The organism is Clostridium sp. AF34-10BH, assembly GCF_003478095.1.
Classification (GTDB): Bacteria; Bacillota; Clostridia; order Lachnospirales; family Lachnospiraceae; genus Acetatifactor; species Acetatifactor acetigignens.
On record NZ_QUEC01000021.1, the window covers coordinates 1 to 16264 of the forward strand.

At 49.5% G+C, this 16264-nt stretch carries 16 protein-coding genes; 3 read left to right on the forward strand and 13 right to left on the reverse strand.

The genetic code is table 11. From position 1 onward, the window contains the following. Positions 1–246 precede the first annotated feature (246 nt). The 6 genes from DWZ61_RS13280 to pheA all read right to left on the reverse strand — a co-directional run bounded on the left by DWZ61_RS13280 (position 247) and on the right by pheA (position 7786). Positions 247–900, reverse strand: a complete 654-nt coding sequence (locus DWZ61_RS13280) for an HAD family hydrolase (protein WP_118539048.1) — start codon at positions 898–900, stop codon at positions 247–249. Between the two features lie 9 nt (positions 901–909). After that, complete coding sequence (locus tag DWZ61_RS13285) at positions 910–1536, reverse strand: Maf family protein (protein WP_118539050.1); 627 nt, start codon at positions 1534–1536, stop codon at positions 910–912. Further along, entirely contained in the window at positions 1529–3655 is a 2127-nt protein-coding gene (locus DWZ61_RS13290; protein ID WP_118539052.1) for an RNA degradosome polyphosphate kinase, read from the reverse strand. Before DWZ61_RS13290 ends, DWZ61_RS13285 begins: the two co-directional genes overlap by 8 nt. 17 nt (positions 3656–3672) lie before the next feature. Further along, positions 3673–5223 carry an HD domain-containing protein gene (locus DWZ61_RS13295; RefSeq protein WP_118539054.1) on the reverse strand — a complete coding sequence of 517 codons (1551 nt, stop codon included), beginning with the start codon at positions 5221–5223 and terminating at the stop codon, positions 3673–3675. An 8-nt stretch (positions 5224–5231) separates the two neighbouring features. Beyond that, complete coding sequence (locus tag DWZ61_RS13300; RefSeq protein WP_118539056.1) at positions 5232–6518, reverse strand: ATP-binding protein; 1287 nt, start codon at positions 6516–6518, stop codon at positions 5232–5234. A gap of 143 nt (positions 6519–6661) precedes the next feature. Next, positions 6662–7786, reverse strand: a complete 1125-nt coding sequence (pheA, locus tag DWZ61_RS13305; RefSeq protein ID WP_118539058.1) for a prephenate dehydratase — start codon at positions 7784–7786, stop codon at positions 6662–6664. A 308-nt stretch (positions 7787–8094) separates the two neighbouring features. Here pheA and DWZ61_RS13310 point away from each other — a divergent pair, with 308 nt between their 5' ends. Then, complete coding sequence (locus DWZ61_RS13310; protein ID WP_118539060.1) at positions 8095–9120, forward strand: DUF5050 domain-containing protein; 1026 nt, start codon at positions 8095–8097, stop codon at positions 9118–9120. Positions 9121–9348: 228 nt separating this feature from the next. Here the strand turns inward: DWZ61_RS13310 and DWZ61_RS13315 are convergent, their stop codons facing one another. Further along, positions 9349–9699, reverse strand: a complete 351-nt coding sequence (locus DWZ61_RS13315; RefSeq protein WP_022154707.1) for a metalloregulator ArsR/SmtB family transcription factor — start codon at positions 9697–9699, stop codon at positions 9349–9351. Positions 9700–9790: 91 nt separating this feature from the next. Beyond that, on the reverse strand, positions 9791–10882 hold the full coding sequence (locus DWZ61_RS13320) for an FAD:protein FMN transferase (RefSeq protein WP_182427085.1): 1092 nt from the start codon (positions 10880–10882) through the stop codon (positions 9791–9793). 54 nt (positions 10883–10936) lie between these two features. On the opposite strand from DWZ61_RS13320, the gene DWZ61_RS13325 reads away from it, so the two are divergent. Together DWZ61_RS13325 and DWZ61_RS13330 are read left to right on the forward strand one after the other, a co-directional pair. Further along, complete coding sequence (locus DWZ61_RS13325; protein WP_117465833.1) at positions 10937–11365, forward strand: NusG domain II-containing protein; 429 nt, start codon at positions 10937–10939, stop codon at positions 11363–11365. A gap of 162 nt (positions 11366–11527) precedes the next feature. Next, positions 11528–12025: a Gx transporter family protein gene (locus tag DWZ61_RS13330; RefSeq protein WP_118539064.1), complete on the forward strand. Its 498-nt coding sequence runs from the start codon at positions 11528–11530 to the stop codon at positions 12023–12025. Here the strand turns inward: DWZ61_RS13330 and folK are convergent. From folK to DWZ61_RS13355, 5 genes are all read right to left on the reverse strand, one after another. Continuing rightward, positions 12003–12860: a 2-amino-4-hydroxy-6-hydroxymethyldihydropteridine diphosphokinase gene (folK, locus tag DWZ61_RS13335; RefSeq protein WP_118539066.1), complete on the reverse strand. Its 858-nt coding sequence runs from the start codon at positions 12858–12860 to the stop codon at positions 12003–12005. The two genes, DWZ61_RS13330 and folK, sit on opposite strands and share 23 nt — an antisense overlap. 39 nt (positions 12861–12899) lie before the next feature. Next, a complete protein-coding gene (gene folP, locus DWZ61_RS13340) occupies positions 12900–13715 on the reverse strand; it encodes a dihydropteroate synthase (RefSeq protein WP_118539068.1) in 816 nt (271 codons plus the stop codon). 93 nt (positions 13716–13808) lie between these two features. Next, positions 13809–14291 carry an HD domain-containing protein gene (locus DWZ61_RS13345; RefSeq protein WP_118539070.1) on the reverse strand — a complete coding sequence of 161 codons (483 nt, stop codon included), beginning with the start codon at positions 14289–14291 and terminating at the stop codon, positions 13809–13811. A 57-nt stretch (positions 14292–14348) separates the two neighbouring features. Beyond that, positions 14349–14906, reverse strand: coding sequence for a GTP cyclohydrolase I FolE (gene folE, locus DWZ61_RS13350; protein ID WP_118539072.1), 558 nt, complete (start codon positions 14904–14906; stop codon positions 14349–14351). 2 nt (positions 14907–14908) lie between these two features. Continuing rightward, positions 14909–16225: a folylpolyglutamate synthase/dihydrofolate synthase family protein gene (locus DWZ61_RS13355; protein WP_118539074.1), complete on the reverse strand. Its 1317-nt coding sequence runs from the start codon at positions 16223–16225 to the stop codon at positions 14909–14911. Between the last annotated feature and the right edge of the window lie 39 nt (positions 16226–16264).

The window sequence follows — 16264 nt, forward strand, 5'->3', positions numbered from 1 at the left end:
TTCACATCCGGAGACCTTACATCGAGACATGTGTATCGCATGCTCCGGGAGTTTGTCTGGTCTAAGGCTCCCTCCGCTACGAGCCATGCCTATTCATAAGATTGTCAGCAAAGAACGCTGTCAATCTTATTTCATAGACGGCTGTCGCCGTATAAAAATAGAGTGAACCAGCCTCGCTTGTGCGCAAGCGCCCATCGAGGTGTTCCACTCTATTTTTGCATGGCTCGTAGCTATGCTAACTTTCAATTATTCGCAATACTTCAACAATTCCAACGGGTGGGCGATAATAGCATCGGCGTGGCCTTCTTCCAGTTCCTTGCGGTTGCGGAAGCCCCAGAGGACTCCTACAGTGAAGGCGCCTGCCGCCTTGCCGGTCTTCATGTCTGTAGCGGTGTCTCCCATGTAGAGCACTTCGTCTGCGGTGAGACCGAACTGGTCTAAGATCCGGAAGACTCCGGCGGGATCGGGTTTGATGGGCACGCCGTCCACCTGTCCCTGCACTACATCAAAATAGCCCTTACCAAATAAACTCTCAATGACATCTACGGTGGCATGGTGGGGCTTATTGGATAATACGGCGATCTTCATTCCACGTTTCTTCAACTCTTCCAGCAGTTCCGGAATTCCCTCATAGGGCTTCACCTGATACATACAGTTCGCCTGGAAGATCTCCTTGTATCTGGCATAGGCTGCTTCAAAATGGGTAAGTTCCGTATCGCCACCCTTGATCAGTGCCCGCTTTACCAGATTGGCGGCACCGTCTCCCACAAAATATTTATAATCCTGTACCGAGAAAGGTCCATAGCCGAATTCCGCCATGGTCTTGTCTCCGCTGTATTTCATGCTCATAATGGAATCGGATAAGGTTCCGTCCAGGTCAAAAATTGCTGCTTTCTTCATTCTGTTCTCCTACACTAATCTCAATCCATGCAGTTCCTGATAGACTCTTCCCACGGGAAGCCCTACCACATTATTGTAATCTCCCTCGATACCGCGGATATATCTGGCACAGAATCCCTGAATGCCGTAGGATCCCGCCTTGTCCATGGGATCCCCGGTAGCCACATATTCCCGGATCTGTGCATCGGTCATGGGATAAAAATGCACTATGGTCTTCTCATGAAAAGTCAGCGTCTTCCTCTCACCATTTTGCTCATAGAGGATCGTCACGCCTGTGTATACCTCATGTCCTCTGCCCTGCAGCATAGTAAGCATGGCTGCCGCAGCTTCCGTATCCGCAGGCTTACCCAGAATCTTACCGTCGCAGGCGACCACGGTATCGGCTCCCAGCACAAGAGTGTCTGTCATAGTAGTTTCTCCACTTTTCTGTTCCGGATCAAAGACACCACTTACCGCAAGCTTCTCCCACACCGCTTCCGCCTTCTGCGCTGACAGTTCTTCCACCACTTTCGCCGGCTCTGTGGAGTTGATCTTCTCCTCGGTCTCGCTGACCACAACATCGAAATCCAGTCCGATCTGTGTCAGAAGCTCCCGCCTCCTGGGGGAGGCGGATGCCAGTATAATCTTCTTATTCATGATGTGTCTCCGGGATAAAAGTTCTGCCTTCGATGGCAGATTCTCCCGCAGCCTCCTTTGCTTTTTGAATGGCCTCCAGGCAGAACGCATCCTGGGAATTGAACAACTGCTTTCCTCTCTTGTCCTGCTTCTCATAGCTGCCATCCGGCTGTAAAATAGAAGCCTTCACATTATCCTTCAGCTGACTGTTCAGAATATGTAATAACTCTTCCTTCAGCTCCGGGCGATCTACCGGGAAGAGGATCTCCACACGACGCTCCAGATTACGGGGCATCCAGTCGGCACTTCCACAGTAGATCTCATAATGATCATCATTTGCAAAATAGAAAATACGGCTATGCTCCAGGAAATTGCCGACGATGGAACGGACACTGATATTCTCGCTGACACCGGGGATTCCCACCTTCAGGCAGCAGATACCTCTGACGATCAGTTCGATCTTCACGCCGGCCGCACTTGCTTCATACAGGGCACGGATAATATCCTTGTCGCAGAGGGAGTTCATCTTCGCAATGATATGAGCATTCTTTCCCTCCAGCGCATAATTTTTCTCACGCTCGATCAGGTGCAGGAACTTATCCTTCAGCCATAACGGTGCCAATGCCAGCTTGTTCCAGAACAGTGGCTCAGAATAACCGGACAGCATGTTGAATACTGCCGTGGCATCCTCGCCGATGCGCTCCGCGCAGGTCAGCATACCCACATCCGTGTACAGCTTCGCCGTAGCATCGTTATAGTTACCGGTACCCAGATGGACATATCTGCGGATGCCATCCTCTTCTCTGCGGACCACCAGTGTGATCTTGGAATGAGTCTTTAATCCCACCAGTCCGTAGATAACATGACAGCCTGCTTTTTCCAGCATTCTCGCCCAGACGATATTATTTTCCTCATCGAAACGGGCTTTCAGTTCCACCAGTACTGTGACCTGCTTGCCGTTCTCGGCGGCCTGAGCCAATGCCGCAATAATGGGAGAATTGCCGCTGACACGATACAAGGTCTGTTTGATAGCCAGTACTTCCGGATCTCTCGCCGCCTGACGGATGAAATCCACCACCGGCGTAAAGCTCTGGAACGGATGATGTAAGAGGATATCTCCCTTACGGATCTCCTCGAAAATATTGCAGCCTGCGGGAAGCTCCGGTGACTGCTGGGGCTCATACTTGGGAGTCTTTAAATGGTCAAAGCCCTCCAGCCCGTAGATCTTCATCAATACAGTCAGATCCAACGGTCCGTCGATTTCATAAATATTCTCGGGCTCGATGTTCAATTCCTTCTTAATGATCTTCAGCAGCCGCTTATCCATGCCGCTTTCCACTTCCAGGCGGATGGCTTCGCCCCACTGACGCTTCTTTAACTGCTTTTCGATCTCCTTTAACAGGTCTGCCGCCTCATCCTCATCAATGCTCAGATCCGCATTTCGCATGATACGGAAAGGATGGGCACAGACAATATCATAATTCAGGAACAGCTTATCCATGTTCCGCTCAATGATCTCTTCTAACAGAATGATCTTGCAGGCCTTGCCCTTAGACGGGATCCGTACCACACGGCTCAGGACACTGGGCACCTGTACGGTGGCGAATTCCAGTTCCTCGTCACTGTTTTTCTTCCGCACCATAGCTCCGATGTTCAGAGATTTGTTGCGAATCAGAGGGAATGGTCTGGAAGAGTCCACGGCCATGGGGGTCAGCACAGGATACACATTTTCCTGAAAATACTGATCCACATACGTTGCCTCCTCCGCCGTCAGCTGCTCATGCTCTCTGATGATATGCAGCCCGTTTTTCTCCAGAAGAGGGAGTAAGGAACGGTTATAGGTGGAATATTGCAGATCCACCAGTTCATGGATTGCTACATGCAGCGCCTTTAACTGCTCTGTGGGCGTCATGCCGGCAATATCCTTTTTGGTATAGCCCGCATTTTCCATATCCTTTAAGGATGCCACCCGGATCATGAAAAATTCATCCAGGTTCGATGCTGTAATGCTTAAAAATTTCAACCGTTCAAACAGTGGGATGCTCTTGTCTCTGGCCTCGTTCAACACTCTATAGTCGAACAGTACCCAGCTCAGTTCCCGGTTGGTATAATATTTCGGATCTTTAAAATCGATTTCCATTTTCCCTGCTGCCTCCCTTAAAATTTCTTTTTCTGCCGGATCACCGGGGTAATGCTGTATACTTCCTTGAAAAATTCCGTGCTGGTCTGGAAGAATCCCTTTTCCAGCGTAATATCTTCCTGGGTGTCCACCTTCAGAATCAGTTCATTCTCCTGTAAAACGGCCTTGACACCTTTCATTTTCTGTTTGTGGCTGCGGTCAAGGCTGTTGGCCAGACGTAAGATGGCAGTCAGTTTGGCAACCGTTAAGTAGCTCGCCTTATCCAGTCCCATAGGGCGCTCCTGTGCCTGCCCATAATAGACGAAATCGCTGTGGTTAAACCTTACCACGTTGGCCACGATTTCCCGCTCCATATGGGACAATCCGATCATTTCCGTTGCCATGATGATGTCATAGGAAGCCTCGCCGACATTGAGCAGGCTGATATATTTTCCACAGTCGTGCAAAATAGCGGCCAGCCGCAGATACAGGCGTTCTCTCTGCCCCATGCCATGCACTTTTTTCATACTGTCAAAAATCGTGGTAGTGATATGTTCCAGGGTATCCGCTCTCTTACTGCTGCCATTGTAGCGCTTGCTGATATTCAGTGCGCAGGCGATAATATCCTCCGCAAAATCATGCTCGCCACGGAACATTTTGTTCTGCTCCGCATACTCATAGGCGATGCCGTCGCAGAGTGTTACTCCCGGTGCCCAGACCAGTTCCGCGCCCATGAGTTCTGCAATTCGTCTGGTCAGAATGGCACTGATGTACACCAGAGGCACTTTCTCCTCCGCAATATCCATCCGCTTCGCCAGCTCCGTGGTGCCTTTGGTACGAAGGGCTTCCATCAGCTGGGAAAATGCCTTGCGATCCACTACGGCATTGACTTCTCCCCGCTCGTGAGCCTTGCGCACCGCCCAGGGAGACAGGTAATCGTCCACGATGATGATATTTTTGATCTCGCGGTCCTTGAGATACAGCTTCTTGTAATCATCCAGCTGTGCCGTAGCCAGTTCGTCCACCAGACGCTCCATCTGAGTGCTGCCCGCGTTCAGATGATTCAGCAGTTCCTGCAGCCGCAGTACCCCCAGCCGCAGGTTCTGCGTGGAGACCAGTGTATCCTTGTCGAACAGGGAAATCTGGATACTACCCCCGCCGATGTCCAGGATCGCCGTCTTTTCTTCAATGATTCTGCGGAAAGTCTCTCCCTTGGAGGCAATGGACTTGTAATCCAGGAAACGCTGTTCGGAGTTGCTTAAGGTCTCCACCCAGATGCCGGTACGCTGTTCAATCTGATCCTGTAGGATCAGGGTATTTTCCGTCTCCCGGATGGCACTGGTACCGTAGGCTTTGTAAGCTGTCACCTTGTAGGATTCCATGATCTGTGCAAATTCTTTCAAAGTATGACACAGGTCATCTATTTTCTCATTGCTAATCTTCCCGTGGGCATAGGTGTCCGAGCCCAGGTCGATCCGCTGGCGGATACAGTCGATCTCCCGCATGGTATTTTTCCCGAAGAGATCAAATATTTTCATGGTGAGTTCAAAGCTGCCCACATCAATGGCTGCGAAGGTTTTTACACTCATAAAGTTCCTCACTTTCCTAACAGGTAATCAATGAACTGCTGGGCACTTCTTCCGGACAGTCCGCCGTGGGACAGTTCCCATTTGTTGGCTTCCAGTAAAAGTTCCTCTTCCGGCATCTCCACATGATAGCGCTCCGCCAGAGTCTTCACGATATTCTGGAATTCCTTTTTGTTGGGAGCACCGAAATAAATGGTCACGCCGAAACGGTATACCAGCGACAGCTTCTCCTGTACGGTATCGCTGGTGTGCATATCCTCTCTGGTCTCCTCCTTGTCACTGTAGTTCTCGCGGATGAGATGGCGACGGTTGGAAGTAGCATAGATCAGGACGTTCTCCGGCTTTTTCTCCAGACCACCCTCGATGACAGCCTTTAAGTATTTGTATTCGATCTCGAACTCTTCGAAGCTCAGATCATCCATATAAATGATAAATTTGTAATTGCGGTTCTTGATCTGGCTGATGACCGTGTTCAGATCTTGGAACTGATGCTTGTAGACCTCGATAATACGCAGGCCCCTGTCATAATATTCATTGGCAATGGCTTTGATGCTGGAAGATTTACCGGTGCCCGCATCACCGAACAGCAGGCAGTTGTTGGCCTTTTTCCCGTTTACAAAAGCCTCGGTATTGTCTACCAGTTTTTTCTTGGGAAGCTCGTAACCTACCAGATCATCCAGCTTCACATGGGCAATATTTAAAATCGGAACGATATGTACGCCTTCCTCATCATGGGTGATGCGGAAAGACTTGTGCAGACCGAATTTACCGACGCCGTATTCTTTATAGAACTGGGTCAGTGTAGCCTTCATCTCCTCAGCCGTTCCGTCTGCGCAGAATTTCTCCGCCAGTTCACAGATCCGGGCGCAGATCCGTTTATTATAGACCTTGCTCTCCTGCATGCTGCTGGCATAATTTTCTATTAAGGAAAATTCCGGTACCTTAAGTATCTCCATCATGGGAGCAAAATCAAAATCATAGAATTCCTTGAAAATGCGGATATCATGCAGCGCCGCATCGTTGATGGAGCCGGCAATCTCTCCGCGGATCTCACAGCCGCAGCTATAACTGTTCTCGTTGTTCACCAGGAGATTTGCCAGGTAACAGTGCCACAGATTCCCGTGGAAACCGTAATTGCCTGCCAGGTCGATCAGATCATGGATACACTCGTAAAACAGTGCTGCCATATCCTCCGTATTGTAATATTCATCATCGTAATGGGACATGAGAAATGCCATGTCATACAGCAGTTCTCCATCCTCAAAATCACGATATACGATCAGTTCTTTTTCTCTCATATGTCTAACCTTCTTGTCTTATGTTTTAACTGTTCAGAGCCAATGGGCGAAGTAACCACATGAGCAAATAACATGCAGGCATGTTATTTAAGTAAGCCTCGCAGAGGCGGTTTTGCGAATGGGTTTCTGAATAGTTGTTATGCTTAATAATTGCCCAGTATCTTCATGCTGCGAGCTTCTTCTCTGAGTCCCCGCAGTGCGTTTTTCACTGCGCTGTCCGCAAGATTCCCCTCAAAATCAATGAAGAAACGATACTCCCAGTTCCGGTCGGGAATGGGTCGGCTCTCGATCTTGGTCATGTTCAGATTGTTGTAGATAAAATGGGACAGAATGTGATACAGGGATCCGCTCTGGTGGGGGATCTCCAGACACAGACTGATCTTGTTGGCATTTTTGCGGAAGATCTTCTGGTTCGTCACAATGATGAAACGGGTGGAATTGCTGTCGGAATCATTGATCCCTTTTTCCAGAATTTCCAGTCCGTAGGTCTCTCCCGCGTATTCGCTGGCGATGGCTGCCTGGGTTTTATCCTTTTCCTTCGCTACTTTTAAAGCTGCGAAAGCGTTGTTCTGCATGCTGATCTGCTGCCAGTCATGCTCGGAGAGGTATCTGGCGCTCTGCATCAGGGACTGGGGATGGGAATAGACTCTTTTGATCTCTTCCATCTTCGTCCCGGGCAGTGCCAGCAGACAATGCTCGATGGGAATGACCTGCTCTCCTACGATATAATTCTCGAATTCTACCAGCAGATCATAGATCTCATTCACGATTCCGGCGGTGGAATTCTCAATGGGAAGTACTGCGAAATCCGCACTGCCTTCATCAATAGCACTCATGGCATCCCGGAAAGTTTCCACATGGAATGCATTGACATTCTCGCCAAAAAATTTCCGCATGGCTGCCTGGGAATAGGAACCTTCCGCACCCTGATAGACCACTCTGGCACAGTCGGTTTCCAGTTCTTCCACGCCGATAAAAGGAAGCCTTCCCTCACTTCCGTGGGCGGCTAACAGCTGGTACTGAAGCTTCCGGCTCATGGACATGATCTGTTCAAACAGTTCTTCCACGCCGTGGCTGTTGAAATCGTTGTGGGTCAGTGCCTTGACACCGGCGATCTTCTCCTGTTCACGCTGCTTGTCGAATACCTTTTTCCCCGTCTCTATTTTATATTCCGCCACCTGTCTGCTGACATCCATGCGCTCCTCATAGAGATCCACGATCTGCCGGTCAATGGTGTCGATCTGTTGTCTTAACTGTGATAAATCCATGCTGTTCTCCTTAACTTAACTGATATCCACGAATTGCTCCGCTGCAAAGCAGCTCCCGCAATTCTCAAACATTCGGAATCCGCTGACTCCAAATGTAACTATTCAGAACCACATTCGCAAAACCGCCTCTGCGAGGCTTTTCTGAATAACATGCTTGCATGTTATTTGCTCATAGTGGTTACTTCGCCCTTTGGCTCTGAATAGTTACATTTTATCTCACTTTTCCCTTGTTAGCAAGCAAGAACCAAGGTATAATATTAGATATTACAAAAACTTTACATTTCATTTTACATAAAGAAGGATTGCTTATGAAAGATAAAAAAGCCTTATTGATTCTGATTCCTTTTCTTCTGTTCGTGATCATCATCGGTGCATTTGCCATCGTGGGAGACCGGATCCCTGACAATCCCCCGGAGACCGTGGGGAACACCGCCGGAAATCTGAACAATTCCGGCTACTTCTGCGAGTATGATGGAAAAGTGTATTTTGCCAATGTCTATGACAGCGACACCCTGTACTCCATGGACCCTTCCGAACAGGACATCAAAAAACTGGGGAATGCCTCCGTACAAAATATCCTGGCTGGCGGTAAATTCCTCTACTATTATCAGACTGGAGCTTCCGGGGATGCCGGGATCGGTGCGCTGCGAACTGTGCGTTCCTTCAACCGCTGTAAGCTAAACGGCAGCGACGTCACAGGACTTACCAGAGATCCCATTTCCACCGCCCAGCTGGTGGGAAGCAACCTCTATATTATGACCGTGGATGATAACGGGCCTTTATTTTACCGTATGAAGATCGACAAGTCTGACAAGACGGAACTTTCCAACTTCGAGATCAATCCCGCCAGCGCCGTAAACGGCACCATTTATTACAACGGTACACAGGACAACCACTATCTCTATGCCATGAATACCGCAACGGACGGAGTTTCCACCGTATGGGACGGCAATCTGTGGTATCCCATCGTACAGGGAGATTATGTCTACTATATGGATGTGGAAAATGATTACCGCCTGTGTCGTTACTCCCTGTCCCGGAATGAGATCGAAGTCCTGACCAACGAACGGATCGACTGCTTCAATGTGGGTTACGGTTATGTGTACTATCAGGTGAACGGCGAAGAAGCCTGCCTGAAATGCATGCGGGATGACGGAAGCGACTCCTGGGTCATTGCCGAAGGCAATTATACCGCCATCAATATGACATCCCAGTATGTCTATTTCCAGATGTTCGGAGATGACTCTTCCTGGTATCACTCTCCATTAGGCAGTCAGAGCTACAGCGTATTTGACGCAGCCAGACAGGCCGCGCTGGATGCTTTGAAAAAATAATGTAACGATTCAGGGCCATGAAATATTAGCGGATGTTCGTCGAATGCTTGCATTTGTAAGAGCATCCGCTAATATTTCTTTGGCGAAGCAGCTTGTATGAGCAAAAAGAAAGCATCGAAGATGCGATTTTGCGATACTGCTCTGAATAGTTACAGAATAATAACATAGCAAGAGCCGCAGACATTCCGCCTGCGGCTCTTATTTTTTCGTTCCCGTTGCAAATTGATTTTAACCTTCCTCGATATGGTTCAGGCCCTGATTCAGAATCGTGATGATATGGTCATCCGCCAGTGCATAAAAGATCGTCTTGCCGTCTCTGCGGTTCTTCACCAGATCCATCTGCTTCAATACACGTAACTGATGGGAAATGGCAGACTGTGACATACCAAGCAGAGTGGCTATGTCATACACACACATTTCGGAGCACAGCAGCACCGACAAGATCTTCAGTCTTGTAGCATCTCCAAATACTTTAAAAAATTCTGCCAGATCCTGTAACTCCTCCTCCGGCGGCATCTTCTCATCGATCTGCCGGATGGTTTCCGGATCTGCGGAAAGATAACTGTTCTTCTCTTCCATTTTATTTCTCCATTATTTACTCTGTGATCCCTCTCTCAACAGAGGTTTTCTGCACTGACTGTTATCTACGGTTAACCATATTTACTATACACTATTTCTGCGAATTCGACAAATGAAAATATTGCCGCATGCCCTCTGTCATGGTGATCGTTCCCTCATGGTTGATGAACAACCCTTCCGCATCATACTTTTCCAGAAGTTTCTGGCCTTCCTCCTGTCCCAGTACAAAGCAGGCCGTAGACAGGGCATCACTTAAGAATCCGTCCTTCGTCACGATGGTGACCCCCGCCACATCACTGTGGGCCGGTGATCCGGTCCGTGGATCCAGTATGTGATGATATCTGACACCATCCACTTCCACATAGCGTTCATAATCTCCCGATGTGGATACACAGTGCCCTCCGTCCAGTGTCAGCACGCCCACACTTTCCGAAGGATCCAGCGGATCTGTCACTGCGATCTGCCAGGCTCCGCCCTCCGGCTTGCTTCCGTAAGTCAGGATGCTGCCGCCCACGGAAATCACGGCACCACTTACCTCCGGATGCGCTTCCAGTATCTTAAGGATCTCATCCAGCGCCACACCTTTTCCCATAGCTCCCAGATCCAACTGCATTTCTGCGGGAATGCTCACCGAATCCCCGTCCGCCTGTTGTTCCAACTGAATTTTCTGCCAGCCTGTGGTGGCAAGAGCCTCCGCGATCTCTTCCTGCCTCGGCAGTTCATAATCCCCGGAATCTCCGGCAGCCGCCCAGGTATCAATGTCCCACAGACGGCTGAGCCGGCCGATACTGACATCAAAGGCCCCGGCACTCTCCTCTGAGATCTGCCGGCATCTTCCCAGCCACTCAGCCATCACAGGAGATACGGAGGTCTGCCCTTCTCCAGCGGCTGCATTGATCCGCGCCACTTCCGCACTTTCCAGTCTCCAGGAAAGTTCTTTTTGTTCCAGATCGTTTAGTTTTTGTAAAAGAACATCTGTTATTTTCTCATTTATTTTACTATTTGTTGTGGTTACGGAATTTCCGGTAACATAAACGGTCTGGGAGATCACGGTTCCCATGGCGGTATCTATGCTTTTTTCGCATTCCGTTTTCTGCCCGCATCCCGCCAGAAAAAACACCGGGAGCATTGCCAGCAACGTCGCCCGTCGCAACACCCGGGGCGTTTTCAAATACTTCTTCATTTTTTTCATTCCTTTTGCTATACTGTTCTCATCAGAAAGGAGTTCCTTATTCCTATGAATCTTTCCATGAATGATCGAAAAAAAGCAGTTCTCCTTACCACCGCTCTGCTTGTAATAGCTGTCCTTTGCGTAGTGCGGATCTATGTAGTCTCGCACAGTTCCGTAGAAAACGGTCAGGCTCTCTATGCCGATCTCTATCAGAACGGCGAATTATTGCAGACCATCCGTCTGGATACGGTGACCGCCGAATATACCTTTGAGGTCTCCGGGAATGCCGGTGCCACGAATACCGTCTGTGTCCGTCCGGGCAGCATTGCCATCGTCTCTGCGTCCTGTCCGGATCAGATCTGCGTGCATCAGGGATTTATCAGCACCTCCCTGCTCCCCATCACCTGTCTGCCCAATCGGCTGGTGATCCGGGTCAGAGAAGAGGTTTCCGTTCCGGATGACACTGCACCGGTTCCGGACGGCGTGACCTACTGACGGGATATCGTTTTTGCCTGCATGATTCTAACCACACGATGCCCTAATCCACAACTCGAAATCATCCGGTGCTAACCACCTGATGCCAAACCTCCACGGTATTAAAGCCCACGGCCCTAAAACACCGCAGATCTTACGAATTACGAAAACACGGAGATTTTAATGAAACCACCTGTAACTACCCGAAAACTGACGACGCTTTCTCTGCTGGCGGCCATTGCACTGGCGCTGTATGCCGTGGAAAGTGCTCTGCCCCCCATTGTCCCGATCCCGGGCATCAAGCTGGGGCTTTCCAATATAATAACGCTTGTTGTTCTATGGAAATATTCCGCAAAAGACGCCTTTTTCGTGCTTCTGGTGCGGATCCTTTTAGCGACCATGTTCTTCGGGCAGGCCATGAGTCTCCTGTACAGCCTGTCCGGCGGTATACTCTGCCTGTTTTCCATGTTGCTTGTGAAGCTGCTGTTGCATGGGAATTACCTGTTCCTCGCAAGCATGACAGGTGCTGTTTTTCACAATCTGGGGCAGATTGGAGTGGCGTTTCTGCTGACTTCCGTTCCCGCCGTGCTTGTCTATCTGCCGTTTTTGCTTCTCAGCGGTCTGGTGACCGGTTTGTTCATTGGTCTCTGTGCCCGCTTTACGCTTCGCTTCCTTCCGTGAGATCCACGGGAAGCTCCGCCAGCATCTGTGCTACGGTCTTGTGAGTAATGGGATGACGGAAATTCGGTGTCAGCTCACTTAAGGGCTTCAGTACAAAATAACGGTTCTCCATATCTACATGCGGGATCACCAAATCCTCGGAGCTGTAGATCAAGTCATCATAGAAAATAATATCCAGATCCAGTGTCCGGGGGCCCCAGTGGATCTTGCGTTCTCTTCCTTCCATCTGCTCAATACGGTGCAGCTCCTGTAATAGTTCTTCCGGTGCAAGCAGCGTCCGGATCTCAAACATTCCGTTTACGAAGTTATTCTGTTCCACACCGCCATATGGCAATGTCTCCAAAAGCTCCGATACCTTTTCTACTCTGATATCTTTACTATTCTTAAGCTGGCCCAGTGCCCGCGCGATATGTTCTCTGCTGTCCCCCATATTGGAACCCACGGCAATATAGGCTTCATGCCATTCCCTGTGAATTGCCACAGATACACTGCCAAAGGGTAACGGAATCGGAGCCTCAGGCTTGCGGATCTCCAGATCCAGTCCCTGTACCAGTGGAAACTGCTGTAATACTTCGTAAGCAGTCCGCTCCGCCACCGTTTCGATCAATTGAAAAGTATGCTGTTGCATGAACTCCGTGATAAACTGACAGACCTCTCCGTAATTGGTGGAGAGACTTAAGTCATCCGCCAGTCCTGCCGGACGGGTATTCGTATACAACGTGGCATTCACATAAAAATGCTGTCCTTTTTCATTTTCTTCCGGATATACGCCGTGATGCGCATATACTTCCAGTTCTTCGATACGGATCTGATCTTTCCGATTCTCATTTCTCATTTGCTGACTCCGCCTTTCCCGATACCTTTTCAGAGCTTTTTATTTTCCACTGTTTAAAATAGCTTCACACATTTTAATGGTGCGGACATTTTCTTTCACATCATGCACCCGGACAAACATACATCCCTTCTGGACGCCGAACATGGTAGTCACCAGCGTTCCCTCCACTCTCTCCGTCACCGGCAGATCCAGTGTCAGCCCGATGACCGACTTGCGGCTGCATCCCAACAGCAGGGGATAGCCGAACATATTCAGTTCTTCCAGACAGTTGATGATCTCCAGATTGTTCTCGTAGGTCTTGCCGAACCCCACGCCGGGATCCAGAATGATCTTCTCATCCGCAATGCCTGCCGCTTCCGCCAGATGGATCGTGTCTGCCAGATCTGCCGCCACATCCTGCATGAAATCCTGATAGTCCGCCTCTTTGCGATTGTGCATCAGACAGCAGGGCAGGCCGCTCTTTGCAATGACTTCCGCCATGTGTCTGTCGTATTTCAATCCCCAGATATCGTTGATGAGATCCGCTCCCGCGCGGATCCCCGCCTCTGCCACACCGCTTTTGTAGGTGTCCAGGGAAATGGGAATATCAAAATTTGCCTTCACCGCCTCGATCATGGGTACGACTCTGGCAATCTCCTCCTCGTCAGATAGCAGGGTATAACCCCACGGACGCGTGGACTCTCCGCCGATGTCCACAATATCCATCCCCTCAGCGATCATTTCTTCCACATGCTTCAATGCCCGGTCTCTGTCATTCCACTTTCCTCCGTCGGAAAAAGAATCCGGGGTCACATTCAGGATCCCCATTACATAAGTATGTCCTTTGGTCTGAAACTCTCTGTTGCCAATCTTCATTTGTTTTCTCCCTCATGTTTGTATTATTTTTTGTCCGGATATGTTCCCCTACCGGGTACAGCTTTGCGAATTTCTCGGTTCAGCCTGTTGCACTCAGTACCTGATCGTCAGGTTCTTCTTGCCGTCTTTCCAGTTGCAATCCTTCTCCGCATCGCAGGCGAAGCAAGCACGACTTGCCTTGTCTGCCCGGTAAAGAACGCCGTTTAGGTTCTTCTCTTTCGCGGCCTCGGGATCTCTGTGCCGTGAGATTGCAGTTACAATAACATCCGTTTCTTTATCGTCAAATCCACAGTTCTTAAGGATCTCCGGTGCGATCCGGGCACTGGCCTGCTCATGAGGCGTGCCGTTCTCGTACTGTTCATGCTTCCCGCAATCATGGAGCAATGCCGCCGCATAGATCCACTCCCGGTCCAGTTCCAGTCCTTCCTCCAGAGCTATGATCGTCCCGATCCGGGCCACATCCAGAAAATGTACCATACTATGACGGCAGAAGCGTCTGTCTGCTTCTGCCGCATTGTTCTTTCCTAAATGGTATAAAAATAAATCATGATTTAATATTTTATCAATTCTGTCCACAGGAGTTCCCCCATTTCGATCCGGTCTTTCCGCAGCTTCCTCCGGTCTTCATAATTTCTATCGGTTCACCAGCTGTAAGAATCTGTCCTGCAATTCCTTATTCTCCGCAAAGACTCCCCTTGTCACCATGGTAACGGTCTGACTGCCGGGCTTTTTGATCCCGCGCATGGTCATGCACATATGCTCTGCTTCCAACATTACCATAACTCCCTGAGGTGCCAGATATTTCATGATATCATCGGCGATCTGCGCCGTCATCCGCTCCTGGATCTGTAATCTTCTGGCATATACCTCCACAGTCCTGGCAAGCTTACTCAGACCCACAACCTTGCCATCGGGGATATACGCAACATGAGCTTTGCCGTAAAAAGGCATCAGATGATGCTCGCACATAGAATAGAAGGTAATATCCTTCTCCAGTACCATCTCGTTATTGTCTACGGAGAAGACCTTCGACAGATGCTCTCCCGCATCCTGATCCATACCGCCGCAGATCTCTTCATACATCCTGCCGATCCGCTCCGGTGTCTCCTTCAGTCCTTCTCTATCGGTATCTTCCCCGATTCCTTCCAGTAAAAGCTTTATTGCTTCCTGTACTTTCTTCTGATCTACCATTTTCACCGCTTCGCTTTCCGTTTATTCCCTGCTGTCTGTCTCTTCTCCATGAGCTTCAGGATTCTTCCCAGATAAGAGAGAGAGCCGAAGCACAATATCACATCATCCCGTCCTGCCAGCAGGTGACTAAGCTCCACTGCCTCTTCCAGGCTGTCCACCGCCGTCACATTGGGGTGTACCTTTGCCACCTCCGTTGCCAGATCATAAGCATGCATGGCTCTGGGATTGTCCGGAGGTGTCACCGTGAGAATCTGATCCGCATACTTCTCCGTCAGCGCGATCACGCGGTCCACTTCCTTGTCCTTTAACATTCCCATTATATAGATAATTCTTTTGTTTGTAAAATAGAATTCTATGGAATCCGCAAGTTTTGCGGCTGCATCCTCGTTATGCGCGCCGTCCACTATAAATAACGGGTGTTCTTCCAGTATTTGCAGCCGTCCGATCCAGGTCGTCTCCTGCAGGCCCTTCCGGACAGCGCTCTCTTTGATCTCATAGCCGCATTTTCCCAGAGCCTGCACCGCTTCTACCGCCAGCACAGCATTTGCTACCTGGAATTTCCCCGCAAGGGTGATCTCCAGCTTTTTATAATTTCCATAATCGAAGGTCTGCTTTTTCAGTCCGTATTTCACATGCTTTGCATTTGCCACATCTGCGATGGTCAGCATGCAGCCAAGCTCTGCCGCCGTCTGCTCCACAATCTTTTGTGCCGCTTCCTTTTGCCGCATGGAGACCACCTGACATCCCGGCTTACAGATTCCGGCCTTATGTGCTGCGATCTCCTCCAGACTGTTCCCTAAGAATTTCATATGATCCATACCGATGGAAGCCAGTACCGCCACCTGCGTGGTCGTGATCAGATTTGTAGCATCCTCCCTGCCGCCCATACCGGTCTCCAGCACGACGATATCGCACTGTTTCTCCCGGAAATACCAAAAAGCCAGCGCCGTCTCGATCTCAAAAGGCGTGGGATGATGGAACCCGTCCTGCACCATTGCCTCGCAATGCTCCCGGATGATTTCCAGACCATCGCACAGATCCTTATGGGTGATCTTCTGCTTTCCGATCTGGATTTTTTCACAATAATCAATAATAACAGGTGATATATATTTCCCCACACGGTATCCGGCAGCCTGTAAGATATTGGAAATATAGGCAAGTGTGGAACCTTTTCCGTTGGTTCCCGCAATATGTACGAATTTCAGGTCGTTCTGCGGATCTCCCAGCCTTCTGCACAGCTCTCTGATGCTGTCCAGCCCCGGAACAATGCCGTAGGTTCCCACTTTTTCCATATATTCCATTGCTTCCTGATAGTTCATAGCAATCTCTCCCGTATCATACACTGAAAATTTCATATA